This window comes from Pseudomonas sp., from assembly GCF_030698175.1.
Classification (GTDB): Bacteria; Pseudomonadota; Gammaproteobacteria; order Pseudomonadales; family Pseudomonadaceae; genus Aquipseudomonas.
This window is the reverse complement of sequence record NZ_JAUYNT010000020.1, coordinates 1-15,336: the sequence shown is the minus strand read 5'-3', so window position 1 is coordinate 15,336 and position 15,336 is coordinate 1. Positions and strand designations below refer to the sequence as shown.

At 62.3% G+C, this 15,336-nt stretch carries 14 protein-coding genes and 2 riboswitches; of the genes, 7 read left to right on the top strand and 7 right to left on the bottom strand.

What is annotated here, in order from left to right; all coding sequences use genetic code 11:
• Positions 1-3 precede the first annotated feature (3 nt).
• Together Q8R10_RS09960 and Q8R10_RS09955 are read left to right on the top strand one after the other, a co-directional pair.
• Positions 4-1,314, top strand: coding sequence for an MFS transporter (locus tag Q8R10_RS09960; protein WP_305653345.1), 1,311 nt, complete (start codon positions 4-6; stop codon positions 1,312-1,314).
• Between the two features lie 180 nt (positions 1,315-1,494).
• Positions 1,495-1,839 (top strand): cupin domain-containing protein, encoded by a 345-nt coding sequence (locus tag Q8R10_RS09955; RefSeq protein ID WP_305653344.1) that lies wholly within the window; start codon positions 1,495-1,497, stop codon positions 1,837-1,839.
• 89 nt (positions 1,840-1,928) lie between these two features.
• On the opposite strand, the gene Q8R10_RS09950 is transcribed toward Q8R10_RS09955, so the two are convergent.
• The 7 genes from Q8R10_RS09950 to cobW form a co-directional block, all read right to left on the bottom strand.
• Positions 1,929-2,909 (bottom strand): fatty acid desaturase, encoded by a 981-nt coding sequence (locus Q8R10_RS09950; RefSeq protein WP_305653342.1) that lies wholly within the window; start codon positions 2,907-2,909, stop codon positions 1,929-1,931.
• A gap of 28 nt (positions 2,910-2,937) precedes the next feature.
• Positions 2,938-3,744, bottom strand: a complete 807-nt coding sequence (locus Q8R10_RS09945) for a PaaX family transcriptional regulator C-terminal domain-containing protein (protein WP_305653340.1) — start codon at positions 3,742-3,744, stop codon at positions 2,938-2,940.
• Positions 3,745-3,897: 153 nt separating this feature from the next.
• Entirely contained in the window at positions 3,898-4,740 is an 843-nt protein-coding gene (locus Q8R10_RS09940) for a tetratricopeptide repeat protein (protein WP_305653338.1), read from the bottom strand.
• Positions 4,741-4,974: 234 nt separating this feature from the next.
• Positions 4,975-5,640 carry a VWA domain-containing protein gene (locus Q8R10_RS09935; protein ID WP_371133321.1) on the bottom strand — a complete coding sequence of 222 codons (666 nt, stop codon included), beginning with the start codon at positions 5,638-5,640 and terminating at the stop codon, positions 4,975-4,977.
• A gap of 2 nt (positions 5,641-5,642) precedes the next feature.
• Entirely contained in the window at positions 5,643-6,671 is a 1,029-nt protein-coding gene (locus Q8R10_RS09930) for an ATP-binding protein (RefSeq protein WP_305653336.1), read from the bottom strand.
• A gap of 211 nt (positions 6,672-6,882) precedes the next feature.
• Complete coding sequence (gene cobN, locus Q8R10_RS09925; protein WP_305653334.1) at positions 6,883-10,629, bottom strand: cobaltochelatase subunit CobN; 3,747 nt, start codon at positions 10,627-10,629, stop codon at positions 6,883-6,885.
• A gap of 6 nt (positions 10,630-10,635) precedes the next feature.
• Entirely contained in the window at positions 10,636-11,691 is a 1,056-nt protein-coding gene (cobW, locus tag Q8R10_RS09920) for a cobalamin biosynthesis protein CobW (RefSeq protein WP_305653332.1), read from the bottom strand.
• A 99-nt stretch (positions 11,692-11,790) separates the two neighbouring features.
• A riboswitch (cobalamin riboswitch) is annotated at positions 11,791-11,986 on the bottom strand.
• Between the two features lie 58 nt (positions 11,987-12,044).
• Positions 12,045-12,417, top strand: a riboswitch (cobalamin riboswitch).
• Between the two features lie 98 nt (positions 12,418-12,515).
• On the opposite strand from cobW, the gene Q8R10_RS09915 reads away from it, so the two are divergent.
• The 5 genes from Q8R10_RS09915 (at position 12,516) to Q8R10_RS09895 (ending at position 15,141) form a co-directional block, all read left to right on the top strand.
• Positions 12,516-12,701, top strand: a complete 186-nt coding sequence (locus tag Q8R10_RS09915; protein WP_305653330.1) for a CbtB-domain containing protein — start codon at positions 12,516-12,518, stop codon at positions 12,699-12,701.
• Positions 12,702-12,855: 154 nt separating this feature from the next.
• Positions 12,856-13,581 carry a CbtA family protein gene (locus Q8R10_RS09910; protein WP_305653328.1) on the top strand — a complete coding sequence of 242 codons (726 nt, stop codon included), beginning with the start codon at positions 12,856-12,858 and terminating at the stop codon, positions 13,579-13,581.
• A 13-nt stretch (positions 13,582-13,594) separates the two neighbouring features.
• A complete protein-coding gene (locus Q8R10_RS09905) occupies positions 13,595-14,011 on the top strand; it encodes a cobalamin biosynthesis protein (protein WP_305653326.1) in 417 nt (138 codons plus the stop codon).
• Positions 14,008-14,754: a precorrin-4 C(11)-methyltransferase gene (gene cobM, locus Q8R10_RS09900; RefSeq protein WP_305653324.1), complete on the top strand. Its 747-nt coding sequence runs from the start codon at positions 14,008-14,010 to the stop codon at positions 14,752-14,754. Before Q8R10_RS09905 ends, cobM begins: the two co-directional genes overlap by 4 nt.
• Positions 14,755-14,925: 171 nt before the next feature.
• Positions 14,926-15,141 (top strand): DUF2970 domain-containing protein, encoded by a 216-nt coding sequence (locus Q8R10_RS09895; RefSeq protein WP_305653322.1) that lies wholly within the window; start codon positions 14,926-14,928, stop codon positions 15,139-15,141.
• Positions 15,142-15,336 lie beyond the last annotated feature (195 nt).

The following is a 15,336-nucleotide window of genomic DNA, read 5'->3' as shown; positions in this document are numbered from 1 at the left end:
CCAATGCCTAGTATCTGGAAGTCTTTTCGATCGTTGTATTTCGCCACCCTGCTGATGCTGATTGGCTCGGGACTGCTGAGCACCTATCTGGGGCTGCGACTGGCCGCGGATAAGATCGATACCATCTGGATCGGTGCCTTGATGGCCGCCAACTACTTCGGCTTGGCGCTAGGCGGCAAAGTCGGCCATCGCCTGATCGCCCGGGTAGGGCATATGCGCGCCTATGTTTCATGCGCCGGAATGGTCAGCGCTGCCGCACTGGGTCATGGTTTGCTCGACTGGTTGCCGGCCTGGATCGTGCTGCGGGTTATCGTTGGCCTCGGCATGATGTGCCAGTACATGGTGATCGAGAGCTGGCTCAACGAGCAGGCCAATGCGAGCCAGCGCGGCGCGGTGTTTTCCGGCTACATGATTGCCTCCTACCTCGGCTTGGTGCTGGGCCAACTGGCGCTGGTACTGCACTCGGCCCTCGGTCCGGAGTTACTCATGCTGGTGGCGCTGTGCTTTGCTCTGTGCCTGGTGCCGGTGGCAATGACCCGCAGGACGCATCCAGCGCCGATGCACCCGGCACCGCTGGAACCCCGTTTTTTCATCCAACGGGTGCCGCAGTCGTTAACCACAGTCTTAGTCTCCGGGTTGGTGATAGGTTCGTTTTATGGCCTGGCGCCGCTGCATGCCTTGCGCTTAGGGCTGAGCACTCAGCAGGTCGGTTTGTTTATGGGCTCTTGCGTGTTTGCCGGCTTGCTGGTGCAGTGGCCGCTGGGCTGGTTGTCTGATCGCTATGATCGCGGCCGCTTAATCCGTGTTTGCGCGTTGCTGCTGACACTGGCGGCTTTGCCGTTGGCGCTGATGCCGGCACTACCGCTGGAACTGTTGTTCTCGCTGGGATTTGTGCTCAGCCTGCTGCAGTTCAGCCTCTATCCATTGGCCGTGGCTTTTTCAAATGACTATATAGAGAGCGAACACCGGGTGTCCTTGACTGCCATGTTGCTCGTCACCTTTGGCATTGGTGCCTGCGTGGGGCCGCTGGTAACGGGGGTATTGATGAGCGAACTGGGCCCTAACACGCTCTATGCCTTCGTCAGTGTCTGTGCTTTTATCCTGATTTTTCGGGTCCGGGAGACAACAAAGAACATGCCGCAGATCGAAGATGCTCCGCTGCAGCACGTTCCGATGCCGGGCAACCTGACCTCGCCACTCTCGGCGGCACTTGACCCGCGGATCGATGAAAACATGATCCAGGAGCAGATGCAGAACCCTGTGGCTCCTGAGTCCGAACTACCGGCAGAACCAGAAGAGCACTCGCCACGCTGAGAGACCGCCGGGACGATGCTTAGCACCTTACGGGTGGCTAACCGCCGCCAACTCCCTCGGTATGCCTGCTGCAGCTACGCGCGGTTCTAGGTAGCTGAGTGTCGACCACAGACATCTGCACCACCATCAAGGGCTCTATGTTAAGCGGGTGCTATTTCAGCCCGTTACCCTGGAGCCGTCATGTTTAACCCCATCACCGTCCTTCGCGATACCGCCCCCGTGCCAATGCTAGATGCCTGCAAATGGCAAAAGCTCGCAGGCGACCCGCACACCGTCAACCTGAATGCCTACACCTCGGAAGATGGCAGCAAAATCATGGGCACCTGGATCTGCACACCGGGCAAGTGGTACGTAGAGTATGTGAAGTGGGAGTACTGCGATTTTCGGGAGGGGTACTGCATCATTACTCCTGATGGCAAGGAGCCTATCCACTTGAGGGCCGGTGATATTTTTATCGTTGAACCCGGCATGAAAGGCACTTGGGAGGTAGTTGAGACGGTGCGTAAATACTTCGTGTTTGCCTGAACCGGCAGCGCCTCGCCAACCTAAACGCCGTCAGCCCAGCCGGTGTGCAAATGCAGCAAGAAGCACACTCACCGCCTAAGCCAGCGCCTTCAGCGCCGCTGGCTAACCTGCTGCAACACCGCCAAGTAAGTCGGCGGCGTGGGTACCAGGCCGCGCTCACGCAGCAGCTGATGCATCTGCGGCAAACGGAAGTACGGCACCGAGGCCATCAGGTGATGCTCGATATGAAAGTTCACTCGCAGCGGCGCCACTGTGATCCGCGCCAGCCAACCGGCCGCCGTGCTGCGGGTGTTGCGCAGGGTGTCGCGGCTGTCTTCCAGGCAGGCGTGCTCGGCCATCGAACGAATGCGCACCAGCAGCGGAAACGGCGTCACATAGGCCAGCAGCCACACCCCGAATAACCAGGCCTCACCGGTCTGCCAGAGCAGCGCCAAGAGCAGCGCATTGGTCAGCAACATGCCGCCACTGTTGGCCGCGAAATCCAGGCCATAGTCCCACCAGCGCCGTCCTTCTTGCGGCAAGCGCTGCACGTCGTTGGCCACCGTCCATTTGAGCAGCCCGGCGTCCATCAGCACCCGGCCGAGGACAAACTTCAGCCCAGTCAGGCCGCTAATATCGCGCAGCAACTTGCGCAGCAGCGACAGCCGGGTGGTGGGAAAACCGCTGACCAGCGACAGATCAGGATCTTGCGCGCTGGAGGTCTTGGCGTGGTGCACCAAGTGGTAAGGGCGGTACTTGGACACGTCATTCCACAGTGGCCGGGCGCAGAGCCAGTCGGCCAGCACCTCGTTGCCCCACTTGCTGTTGAACAGCGTGCCGTGGGCGGCATCGTGCTGCAGGATTGCCAGACACAGCTGACGGCCGCCGATGATCAGCAACCCCAGCAGCAGCGCCAAGACGAAACCCCACAACGGCAAATGCTCGCGGGCATAGGCCAGGGCGGCGAACGTCAGACCGATCACGGCCCAGGTCGAACCCACCGCCCAGGCGCCCATCCAGTCCGAGCGGGCGGTGAGCTGCTGGATTTCAGCGCGAGTGAAGATCTCGGTTATTTTTGTTTTAGTGGTCATGGCTGGACTCTTGAGGGCAGGGTCTGAGTTATGGCTGTGTTGGGGATGGGCCGGATTGGCCGGCGTACAGCCGGCTCCAGATCTGATGACCGGCCTGATCGAAGCGCAGTACGTCGGCAAAAAAGGCCTGGCGGGTGGCGCTATCGACCAAGGGCTCGGGCAACAAGGGGTCGAAGACCACCTGGCGAATGGCGTTATTGCCAAGCAAGAAGGCCTCGCGAGCGGCCACCTCGGTCTCCAGCTGCGGCGCGCGCTGCAGCCAGTCGGCTAATTGCTTACCCAGCTGCTGGTAACGGGCGGTCAGCGCCGGACCATCCCAGAGCCCATGGATCTGCGCGGTGCTGTGTTGATCGAAGCCACTGGCAACGAACAGCCGCGCCTGCGGCTCCAGCCCGAGATTGTCGAGGCGCTGGCGCACCGCCGGAACATCGGCTTCGATATTGTTCGGGCGGATATGCAGGCCTTTTTCCAGCTCACGAAACCCCAGCAATTGCAGGGCCCGCTCGCGCCGACGTAAGGCTGCGCGATCGGTACGACCCAGGGCGGCGCTGAACACCGCCAGATAATCCCCAAGCCAGGGCCGCAGCCGTTGCTGCACCGAGCGCCAGGTGGCCACGTCGCCATACAGTTCCAGCGCCTGCGGCCCCAGCTGATAACTGCCACGACCCGCTGCTTCAACCAGCGCCTCGGCCGACAAACGCGCCAGCCCGACCCGCACGCTATTGGCGCTAATGCCAAACAGCGCCGCAGCAATAATCGCCTCACGGGCCTGCAAGGGTTGGCCATTGCCGGCGCTGAGCAGGTTCAGAATCAGGGTTTTAGCATTGGGTTGCATACCGATTGGCCTCTTTGCTGCACGGCGCTGTCAGCCCCAGAGGCTGAGCAGCGTCGAACAAAGATTACATGATCAGTATTTTTATTTTATTTTAAGTAATATTTCAATGATTTTTATCCTGCACCTTTAGCGCAGCCGAGCCGGCCGACCGGGTTATTGCGCCAGCACTTGCGAGTCGTGCGGGCAGCTGATCACGCTGCGATCAACTTGACGCTGCAGCCATTGCTCGGTGCGCGAGTACCAAGGCTCGGCACTCGGATCGGCAGACAAGATCGCCTCTTCGTGGCCGTTGGCGGCGGCCTTTTGCAGCCATAACTGCCGCTGCGCACGACTCACCGGCAGGCCGCGACCGTTGCTATAGGCCTCGCTCATGGCGTATTGCGCGGCGGGATAATCCTGCTCGGCGGCCAGGCAGGTCCAGTACAAGGCCTTGGCATCACTGCCGCTGTAACGCATGGCGCGCACGTCACCCTCAGCGGCATCCTCCACGCCACGCTGGTCACTCCAATATTGCTCGCCAAGCAGGTACTGGGCCTGGGCATTGCCTTGCGCCGCTGCTTGCTCAAACCAATGCATGGCGCTGAGTTGGTCTTGCGCCTCGATAAAATCCAGTGCCAATTCAATCTGGGCCAAATCCAAGCCTTGCTCGGCAGCCTGTTGCAGCCAGTGTTGACGCTGCTCGGCATCATCGGTCAGTAAGTCGTCGCGATACAAAATGGCGATTTCAAACGCCGCTCGGGCATTCCCCTGCTTCGCCGCTTTTGCATACCAGTGCTCGGCGCGACTGTAATCCTGCTGACCGTAATGCCAGAAACCGAGGTTGAACTGGGCGCAGGCATCACCCCCGTTGGCCGCACTGGCCAAACTGCTTTCAGCCGCTTCATCGGCCACCTCAAGCACCGCACAGGGGCCGGCCTTGGCCGCCTGCAGGGTAAATGAACTGAGCAGGCACAGGCTCAGCAAGGCTAGGCGTAACAGGGCTTTGAGCGTGAACAAGGGCAAACCTCCATGGCAATAAGCGGCGGATAATAGGCGCAAAGCCTGCCAATAGGCGTGGTTGACTGCGCAGTTCAGGCCAACCCTTGGCGGTCTGCGAATCAACCAAAGCACCTGGCCGCCCGCGACCGCGTGCGTTTAGAGGACCGGCAAGGCGTCGATATGCCGATATTCCGCGCCCAGCTGCGCAGCCAATAGGCGAGCGCGACCGAGGCGGCAATGGGTGTCGCGCATTCAATATCCACCAGGCAACTCCTCTATATGCCAGTACTGCGCGCCCAGCTCACGGGCTAACAATCGGCCACGACCTAGGCGGATCGGCGCGCACTCGATATCTACCAGCAGCGCCGGGCAACTGGCGGGCGGCAATGCCGGCCAATCGCGCAGACGGCCATCGGTAAGGATCAACAGCCGCTGTTGCTCGGCGGGCTTGAGTTGCTGGCGCCGACTCAGCCAGCGGCTGGCCTGTTGCAGCGCCTCGAGCAGCGGCGTGCCACCGCCGGCACCGAGTTCCGCCAACCAAGTCTGCACAGCGGCACCGGATTGCTGCCCTTGCCAGAGCCACTGCGCCTGCGCACCGCTGGCGTGCAGCACAGCCAAGCGTGCGCGCTGGCGGTAGGCCTGCTCGAACAGCTGGGCCAGCAGGCCTTTGGCTTGGCTGAGCGCACCGTGACGACGGGTCGAGGCCGAGGCATCCACGACCACCAACCACAACTCACCAGCCGCCGCACTGCGTGGCCGTTGCAGCAAGTCCTGGCGCGTGCGCGGGCGTCCGCGCAACAGCGTGGCGGGCCAGTCAATGCGCCCGGTTTGGCCGCTGCGACTGGCGCCGCTGAGTCCACCCTTGAGTCGCCCTGGAGAGGGTCGTGCATCCGCGCCTGAGGCTGTGCGCGGGCGGATGCTTAGGGCTTTTTTGCCCAGCGCGGCGGTTCACGCCGAACACCCACAGTTTGCGGCTGCGCCGGCAACTCGCCCCACTGGCCTTCGTCTTGCGGCGGCTGACTGGTCGATGATGTTTGGCTGTTTGGCCGCTGCGGGCTTTGCTGTTCCAGCTTTTGCTGCGGCGGCGTGGCCGATGGCGACGGATGACGCTGACGATGGCGCAGGACGAAGTCGGCCACCGCCTCGATATCTTCGGTTTCGATCTGCGGGCTGCCGCGCCACGCCGCATGGGCACGGGCGGCACGCAACCAGACCAGATCTGCGCGCAGGCCATCGACACCGGCGTCGAAGCAGCGCTGGCTGATGGCATTCAATGCCGCGTCATCCAGTGGAATGCTATTGAGCTGCTCGCGGGCGTTTTGGCAACGCTCGCGCAATTCTTCCTGGGGCGCCGCCCAGCGCTGCAGGAATGCCGGCGGATCGGCATCGAAGGCCAGGCGGCGGCGAACTATCTCGGCCCGCTCGGTCGGTTGTGGCAAGCCACTCAAGGCCAGATTCAGGCCGAAACGGTCGAGCAGTTGCGGGCGTAGCTCGCCCTCCTCAGCGTTCATGGTGCCGATCAGCACGAAGCGCGCGGCGTGCCGATGGGAGATGCCGTCGCGCTCGATATGGTTGACCCCACTGGCGGCGGCGTCCAGCAACAGATCGACCAGATGATCGGGCAGCAGATTGACCTCATCTACGTACAAGACGCCGCCATTGGCCTTGGCCAGCAAGCCCGGCGAGAACTGCGCACGGCCCTCGCCAAGTGCCGCGTCCAGATCCAGGGTGCCAACGATGCGCTCCTCGCTGGCGCCCAGCGGCAGGGTGACGAACAGCCCGCTGGCCAGCAGGTCGGCCAAACCACGGGCCAGGGTTGACTTGGCCATGCCGCGCGGGCCTTCGATCAGCACGCCACCGATGGCCGGATCGATGGCCGCCAGGCACAGGGCCAACTTCAGATCATCGGCACCAACCACGGCAGAAAGGGGGAAATGGCTGTCGGTCATGGGAGCAATCCGTTATGTCTGGTGTAGGGTGGGTTAGCGGCGCGGAACAATGAACGATAATTCAAACGCGATGGTGGCGCGCCGCGTACCCCACCAAGCGATGGACCGCGTTGCGCCCATGGTGGGTTACGCCGCATCAATTTCGGTGTGTTGTTCGACAACCGCGACATGCGGCTAACCCACCCTACGGGATCGACGGGAATGCGTGTGTTCATGACTCTTCGCTGTCCAGCAGCAGACTTTCCAGGGCTGCCTGATAGTCGCCGGGGTTCTGCCACAGGCCGCGTTGCTGGGCCTCCAGCAGGCGTTCGAGGATATCTTGCAGGGCACCGGGGTTGTGCTGTTGGATGAAATCGCGGGTGGCCTTATCGAGCAAATAGGCATCGGTCAGCAGGGCGTACTGGTGATCGTCGATCAGCTCGCTGGTGGCATCGAAGGCGAACAGGTAATCGATGGTCGCCGCCAGCTCGAACGCACCCTTGTAGCCGTGGCGCTTCATGCCCGCGATCCACTTTGGGTTAGCCGCCCGCGCTCGCACCACTCGATTAAGTTCTTCTTTGAGGGTGCGAATCCGTGGGCAATCCGGCTGGCTGTTGTCGCCGTGGTAGCTGGCCACCTTGGCGCCGCGCAAGGTTTCCACCGCCGCCAGCATGCCGCCTTGGAACTGATAGTAATCGTTGGAATCGAGCAGGTCGTGCTCGCGATTGTCCTGGTTGTGCAGCACCGCTTGCAGACCCTCTAGCTGCTCGGCGAAGCGCTCGCGGGCGGGCGCGCCCTCGGCGCCCTTGCCATAGGCATAGCCGCCCCAGTTCAGGTAGACCTCGGCCAGATCGCTGCGACTCTGCCACAGCCGCTCTTCGATGGCGTTCTGGATGCCGGCGCCATAGGCGCCGGGCTTGGAGCCGAAGATTCGCCAGCCGGCCTGACGCCGCGCCTCGGCCTCGCTCAAGCCGTCATCTTGCAAGCGCAGCGCCGCCTGCCAGACTCGCGCCGACAGTGGATTCATCTCCGCCGGCTCATCCAATTCGGCGACTGCCTGCACGGCCTCATCGAACAGCCGGATCAGGTTGCTGAAGGCATCGCGAAAGAACCCCGAGACCCGCAGGGTCACGTCGACTCGGGGCCGACCAAGTTGCTCCAGGCTCAGCACCTCGAAGCGTTCGACCCGCTGACTGCCGGCCTGCCAGATTGGCCGCACGCCGATCAGCGCCAGCGCCTGGGCGATGTCGTCGCCGCCGGTACGCATGGTGGCGGTGCCCCACACCGACAAACCCAGCTGGGCCAAGTGCTCGCCGTGGTCCTGCCGATGCCGCTCCAACAGCCGCTCGGTGGCCTGCACGCCGATGCGCCAGGCAGTCGGCGTCGGCAGATTACGCACATCCACCGAATAGAAATTGCGCCCGGTCGGCAGCACATCCAGGCGACCGCGACTGGGGGCGCCGCTAGGGCCAGCCGGCACGAAGCGGCCGGCCAAGGCCGCCAGCAGACCGCTCATTTCTGCCGGGCCGCAGGCATCCAGCAGCGGCGCTACTTGCTCATGCAGGCGCTGCAAGACCAAGGCACTGCGCGGCCCAACGGATTCGAAATCCGTTGCCTCGATCAGACCCAAGGCCAGCAACTCCAGACGTTCGCGAGTGTCGCCGGTGGTGCGCCAGGCATCGCTGCCGCAGCCTTGCAGCAACTGTGGACGCGGCCCCGACCAAGGCGCGGCCATGGCGCAATCCAGTGGATCGAAACCCAGCTCAAGATCACGGGCCAGGGCGCGCAACAGGCTGGCATTGCCCTCCCGGCCATCACCGCGAGGGATGCGCAACAAGGCCAACAAGGTGTCGCGGCGCAAGGTGCCGACCGGCGACTCACCGAACACATGCAGGCCGTCGCGGATCTGCGACTCCTTCAAGTCGCACAGGTAGGCATCCAGCTGCGGCAGCCAGCTATTGGGGTCGTCATTCAGCTGCAGGCCCAGCTCCTGATCCAGATGACTGGCACGCACCAGGGCGAGGATTTCACCGCGCAACTCACCGGCGCGGCGCAGGTCCAGCTGGCTGGCCTCGTAATATTCATCGGCCAACCGCTCGATATCACGCAACGGGCCGTAGCTGTCGGCGCGGGTCAGCGGCGGCATCAGGTGGTCGATGATCACCGCCTGGGTGCGGCGTTTGGCCTGGGCGCCCTCGCCCGGATCGTTGACGATAAAGGGATAAACATTCGGCAGCGGGCCGAGGATCGCATCCGGCCAGCATTGCGCCGAGAGGCCGACGCTCTTGCCCGGCAGCCATTCCAGATTGCCGTGCTTGCCGACATGCACCACGGCATTGGCGGCGAACACCGTGCGCAGCCAGCAATAAAACGCCAGATAGCCATGGGGGGGCACCAGATCCGGATCGTGATAGACCGCGCTGGCATCCACCTGATAACCCCGGGCCGGCTGGATGCCGACGAAGGTCAAACCGAAGCGCAGGCCGGCGATCATCAAGCGACCGCCGCGAAACATCGGGTCCTGCTCGGGGCCGCCCCAACGCTCCAGCACCGCCTGCTGATTGGCCGCCGGCAACTGGGCGAAGAACGCCTGGTAGTCGCCCAGCGCCAGGCTCTGGGCGCAGGGGCGCAGGTCGCTGCTGTCGAGATCGTTAGTCACGCCACCGAGCAGCTGGTGAATCAGGGCGGTACCAGTCTCCGGTAAGCCTTCGACCGGATAGCCCTGCTGTTCGAGTGCGCACAGGATATTTAGCGCCGCCGCCGGCGTGTCCAACCCCACGCCATTGCCGATGCGGCCGTCGCGGGTCGGGTAGTTGGCCAGCACCAGGGCAATGCGTTTATCGCTATTGGGCAGGCGCGCCAGTTCGGTCCAGCGCCGCGCCAACTCGGCGACAAAATCCATCCCCGGCAAGTGCGGCTTATAGCAAACCACATCGCTCTGGCTGCGCTCACTGCGCCAGGCCAGACCCTTGAAGCTGATCGGCCGGGTGATCAAGCGACCGTCCAGCTCGGGCAGCACTATGTGCATGGCCAAGTCACGGGAACCCAGGCCTTGGGCGCTGGCTTGCCATTGCTCATGGTTATCCAAGGCGCAGATGGCCTGCAGCACCGGGATGTCGCGGCTAAACGGGCGCAAATCCGGCGCCTCGGGGTTGGACATGGCAAAGCCGGTGGTGTTGATAATCAGCGCGGCGCTGGTCTGATCCAGCCAACTTTCCACCTGAGCCAAACAGGCCGCTTCTTTCAGACTAGCGACGGCAATGGGCAACGGATTCAGGCCCTGAGCTTGCAAGCGCCCACAGAACACATCGATAAAACCGGTGTTGGCCGCCTGCACCTGGGTGCGGTAGAACAGCAGCGCCACCACCGGATTGTCGCCCTGCCCCGCCAGTTGCCAGTCAGCGCGCCAATCGGCCAGTTCGGCCTTGGCCTGCCGCGGGTGATAAAGCACCACACGCGGCAAAGCACTGGGCTCCTGCCAGGGGTAATCGCGTTGCAACCAGCGGCTGGCCAGGCAATTGAATAACTGCCGGGCGTTATCCACACCGCCCTGACGCAGGAACTGCCAGAGCCGCTCGGCCTCGGCCGCCGGCACATTGCTGAGACCCGTCAGCTCCGGATCGGGGCTGTCGTCGCCGGGCACCAGAATCACCCGCGCGCCGCGCTCGGCCAGCTCCACCAGCCGCTCGATGCCGTAGCGCCAATAGCTGACGCCCCCGTGCACGGAAATCAAAATGACCTTGGCGTGCTGCAGCACCTGCTCGACGTAGAAATCGATCGAGGCGTTATTGCTCAGCTGCGCCGGGCTGGCCAGGCGCAGGCTCGGGTAATCGGCCGGCAACTGCTGCGCCACCTCGGCCAGCAACGACAGGTGCGAGTCGCCGGTGCAGAGAATCACCAGCTCGGCGGGCGTCTGTTGCAGGTCGGCGATGCTGTCGGCCGGCACTTGGCTGCCGGGCTGGGTGCGCAGCAGGTGCATGGCGAGTTAACCGGCTAGCGCAGCGTTGAGTTCGGCTTCGATCACGGCTTGATCGAGGGTTTGGCCGATGATCACCAGACGCGTCACCCGGGCTTCGTCGGCCAGCCAGGCACGGTCGAAGTGCTTGTCGAAGCGCTGACCGACACCTTGCAGCAACAGGCGCATCGGCTTGCCGGGGATGGCCGCGAAGCCCTTGATGCGCAGGATACCGTGCTTACTCACCGCATCTTTCAGGGCTTGCAGCAACTGAGTCTCGGCCACGGCCGGCAACTCGATGGCGAAGGAGTCGAACTCGTCGTGATCGTGCTCTTCATGGCCTTCGAGATCGTGATGGGTCTTGCGGCTGTCGATGTGCAGCTCGGTCTCGCAGTTGAGTCCCAGCAACACGCTCAATGGCAGCTCACCGCCATGGGCCTCGATCACCTTGACCGCCGATGGCAACTCTTCGGCCACCTCCGCGCGCACTGCGGCCAAGGCATCGCTGCTGAGCAAGTCCGCCTTGTTGAGGATGACCAGATCGGCGCTGGCCAACTGGTCGGCGAACAATTCGTGCAGCGGCGATTCATGATCCAGGTTGGGGTCCAGTTGGCGCTGGGCATCCACCTGTTCCGGGAAGGCGGCGAAGGTGCCGGCGGCCACGGCCGGGCTATCGACCACGGTGATCACCGCGTCCACCGTGCAGGCATTGCGGATTTCCGGCCAGTTGAAGGCCTGCACCAACGGCTTGGGCAAGGCCAAACCTGAGGTTTCGATGAGGATATGGTCCAGATCGCCACGGCGCGCCACCAGCTCGCGCATCACCGGGAAGAATTCCTCCTGCACGGTGCAGCACAGGCAGCCGTTGGCCAGCTCGTAGACGCGGCCGTTGGCTTCTTCTTCCGAGCAGCCGATCGAGCATTGCTTGAGGATTTCGCCGTCGATACCCAGCTCGCCGAACTCGTTGACTATCACAGCGATGCGCCGGCCTTCGGCGTGGGTCAGCATATGCCGCAGCAAGGTAGTTTTGCCGGCGCCGAGAAAGCCGGTGACTATGGTGACGGGGAGTTTAGCGAGGGTTTTCATCTGCGGCCCTGGGTGAGATCGATAGGATCGGCGGGCGGCAGCAACAGGCACGGCGAGTACTAGATCGCCAAGCATGCAGTACCGGAACACCCCGCCCGGTGGTCAAAAACATTGCGAGGCAGGTCTCCTGGCTTACGGTCCGCGCCTTGCGCAATCCCCTCACCTTCCCGCCGGCTGGCAGTGGTATGTCGAAGGGTTTTTGACCGTTTACAGTTGCGGGGGCAGCCACGGTTTTGCCGTGTTCCCTCTTAGCTTCGGCAACCCGTGCCGAAGAACCTCGAAAGGCTGCAGGCTACGCAGTGGCATGCCGGAGGTCAATCGCCGAGGTTGACGATTAGGCCTGCTTCGTGATTTTCTAGACGGCTGTTTCAGGTGTCTCGCACCGTCGTGTGCGAGGTGAAACGGGAAGCCGGTGGGCCTGATCTCGAAAGAGCGGGCGAGTCCGGCGCTGCCCCCGCAACGGTAAGCAGACGTAACAGGCCGCTGAAAAACGTAGCGAGCGAAGGTCAGGCAAGGCGAAATCAGCCGAAGAAGCGCAGTTTACTTGGCGTAAATGAGCATTCTGAGGCTGATTTCAACGCTGCATGGCCGAGCGCAGTAGTTTTTCAACGGTCTGGTAGGGTCGTCGTAGTCACTGTGCTTTTGGGCATGGGAACGCTGACCCTGCTACTGTCAGTACGACAGTCGTCGCAAGCCCGGAGACCGGCCTGAATCCTTGTTTGGCAATCCGCGGTGGGCGGGTGCGCGCCGAATTTCAGGCCCTGCCGCCTGTGCTCGTGCTGCGACTCTACTGCCTTGTTTAACTCAGATTAGAAGGCCTCAGTATGTCTACTCGCACTTTGTCGTCCGCCACTACCCTCGCCCTCCCCCTGTCGCAACGCCTGATTCTGGCCGTCGGCAGCTGCCTGCTCGGCGCGGCGCTGATCTTCCTGGCAGGCTTCGCGCCTGTCGACGCGCTGCATAACGCCGCTCACGACACCCGCCACAGCGCCGCCTTTCCTTGCCACTGAGCCTTTAGGCTGCGCGGCTGGACAATTCGCTAGTAGCGGAGCCGGCAGGATGTCTGCGCCTGCCTAGGGAATTTTGCGCATTGCGATTGCTCGCGCGCCGCGCTGAGTCGGGCGCTGTTTATTTACGGTAAAAAAATGTTGAGATATTTTGCTTATGTTTAAACGTATCGCTCAAACCGCTGGTTTTGCCGGCCTGCTCGCCGCCCTCCTACTGACCCTACTGCAAAGCCTGTGGGTCACGCCGATAATTCTTGAAGCAGAAACCTACGAGAACAGCGCCGCGCCAGTGGCCGAGCAGAACCATGAATCGAGCATGCCGACAGCCCATCAACATGAGCACGCTGAAGCCGCACCCCATGAGCACGACGCCGAGGCCTGGGCTCCGGAAGATGGCTGGCAGCGCACCCTGTCGACTGGCCTGAGTAATCTGGTGATGGCGATTGGCTTTGCGCTGCTGCTTACAGGTTTATTCACCCTGCGCGCACCGAACAAAACCTGGCAAGGCTTGCTCTGGGGTTTTGCCGGTTTTGCCACCTTCTGCCTGGCCCCGGCTGCCGGCTTACCACCAGAGGTGCCCGGCACCGCAGCAGCGGACTTAGTCCAGCGCCAAAGCTGGTGGGTGGGCACTGCGCTAGCCACCGCGACCGGCCTGAGCCTGCTGGCATTCGCCGGCCATTGGACGCTGCGCGTTGCAGGCTTGTTGCTACTGGCCGCGCCCCATCTAATCGGCGCACCGCAACCCGAGGTACACGCAAGCCTGGCGCCACAAGCGCTGGCTGAGCAATTTGTAACCGCCTCCCTGCTGACCAATGCGTTGTTCTGGGCGGCCCTTGGCTTGGCGAGCGCCTGGTTCTTCAGCCGCAGCCAGCAATCCGCCTGAATCAGCCCGCGCCGTGACCAAGCCGCTGTATGTCGCAGGTCTTGGTTGTCGGCGGGGTTGCTTGATGCAGCCGTTGTTTGACCTGCTGCAACAAGCCTTAGACCAGCACCAGCTAAAGATCACTGATCTCAGCGCGCTGGCCAGCAGCAATCACAAGCAAGATGAACCCGGCCTGCAGCAATTGGCCATGCACTTGCAGTTGCCGTTGGTATTTGCCAGCGCAGAGCTGCTGGGCCTTTATACTGAGCGCCTTACCCTGCACTCGCCCCTCAGCCTGCGGATAACCGGCAGCGCCGGGGTTGCCCAAGCCAGCGCACTGGCACTGGCGGAGCAACTTAGCGCACGCCGGGCAGAGCTGATTGGCGAGCGACTGAATAACGCCAACGCCACCTGCGCCATTGCCGTGACGACCATTCTGGAGACTCCATGACCGTCTATTTCATCGGTGCCGGTCCCGGCGATCCCGAGCTCATCACAGTAAAAGGCCAGCGTTTGCTACGCAGTTGCCCGGTCATTCTGTACGCCGGCTCTCTGGTGCCAGAAGCTTTGCTCGAAGGCCATAACGCCGAACTCGTGGTCAACACCGCAGAGTTGCACTTGGAAGCCATCATTCAACTGCTGCACGAGGCCCACGAAAAAGGTCAAGACGTCGCCCGCGTGCATTCCGGCGATCCGTCACTGTACGGCGCCATTGGCGAGCAAATCCGTCATCTGCGTGCGCTGAATATTCCCTTCCAGATTATCCCCGGCGTCACCGCCACTGCCGCCTGCGCGGCGTTGCTGGAAAGCGAGCTGACGCTGCCGGGCATCTCGCAAACGCTGATTCTCACCCGCTATGCCACCAAGTCCGAGATGCCTGATGGCGAGCAGTTGGGTGATCTGGCACGCCACGGCGCGAGCATGGCGATTCACCTGGGTGTCAGCCACCTAAGCCGCATCATTGCCGAGCTGCTGCCGCACTACGGCAGCGACTGCCCAATTGCCGTGGTACACCGCGCCAGTTGGCCAGACCAGGATTGGGTCAGCGGTACGCTCGCCGATATCGAAGCCAAGGTCCAAGCCAAAGGCTTTCGCCGCACAGCGTTGATTTTGATTGGACGGGTACTGGGCGCTGAACAGTTCGCCGATTCGGCGCTGTATCACACAGATACCCAACACCTATACCGCCCGTAGCCGCTCAGACTCACGCCACCTTAATGCCTGTAACGCTTTGAGCGGGCTCCCCTTCGCCTGCCTGATTGAACATGGCACGCTCCTTATTTAAGGCATTGAACTGCAGTTGCAAAGATTGCAGTGAGCCGCTGACGTTATAGCGACTAAGCTCTAAACAAACAGGAGCCGCATATGAACGATCAAACCCCACAGCCACCGACTTTCTGGCAGATGCTGCACAGCGTGCTGGCGGCGGCCTTTGGTGTGCAGAGCGGGAAGAACCGAGCACGCGACTTTGGCCACGGCAAGCCCAGTCAGTTTATTGCGCTGGGCTTGTTATTCACACTGTGCTTCGTGCTGGTGGTATTTGGTCTGGTGAAGTTGGTGCTGTATTTCGCCGGTATCTAATTTCGTCGTTAATTAATTGCAGCTAATTAACAACGACATACTCGCTGTAACTTGTCTGCGCGCAAAGACAAACCCCCGACCATCTTACGATGATCAGGGGTTTGGTGTTTAAGCTTGACGATGACCTACTCTCACATGGGGAAACCCCACACTACCATCGGCGATGAATCGTTTCACTACTGAGTTCGGGATGGG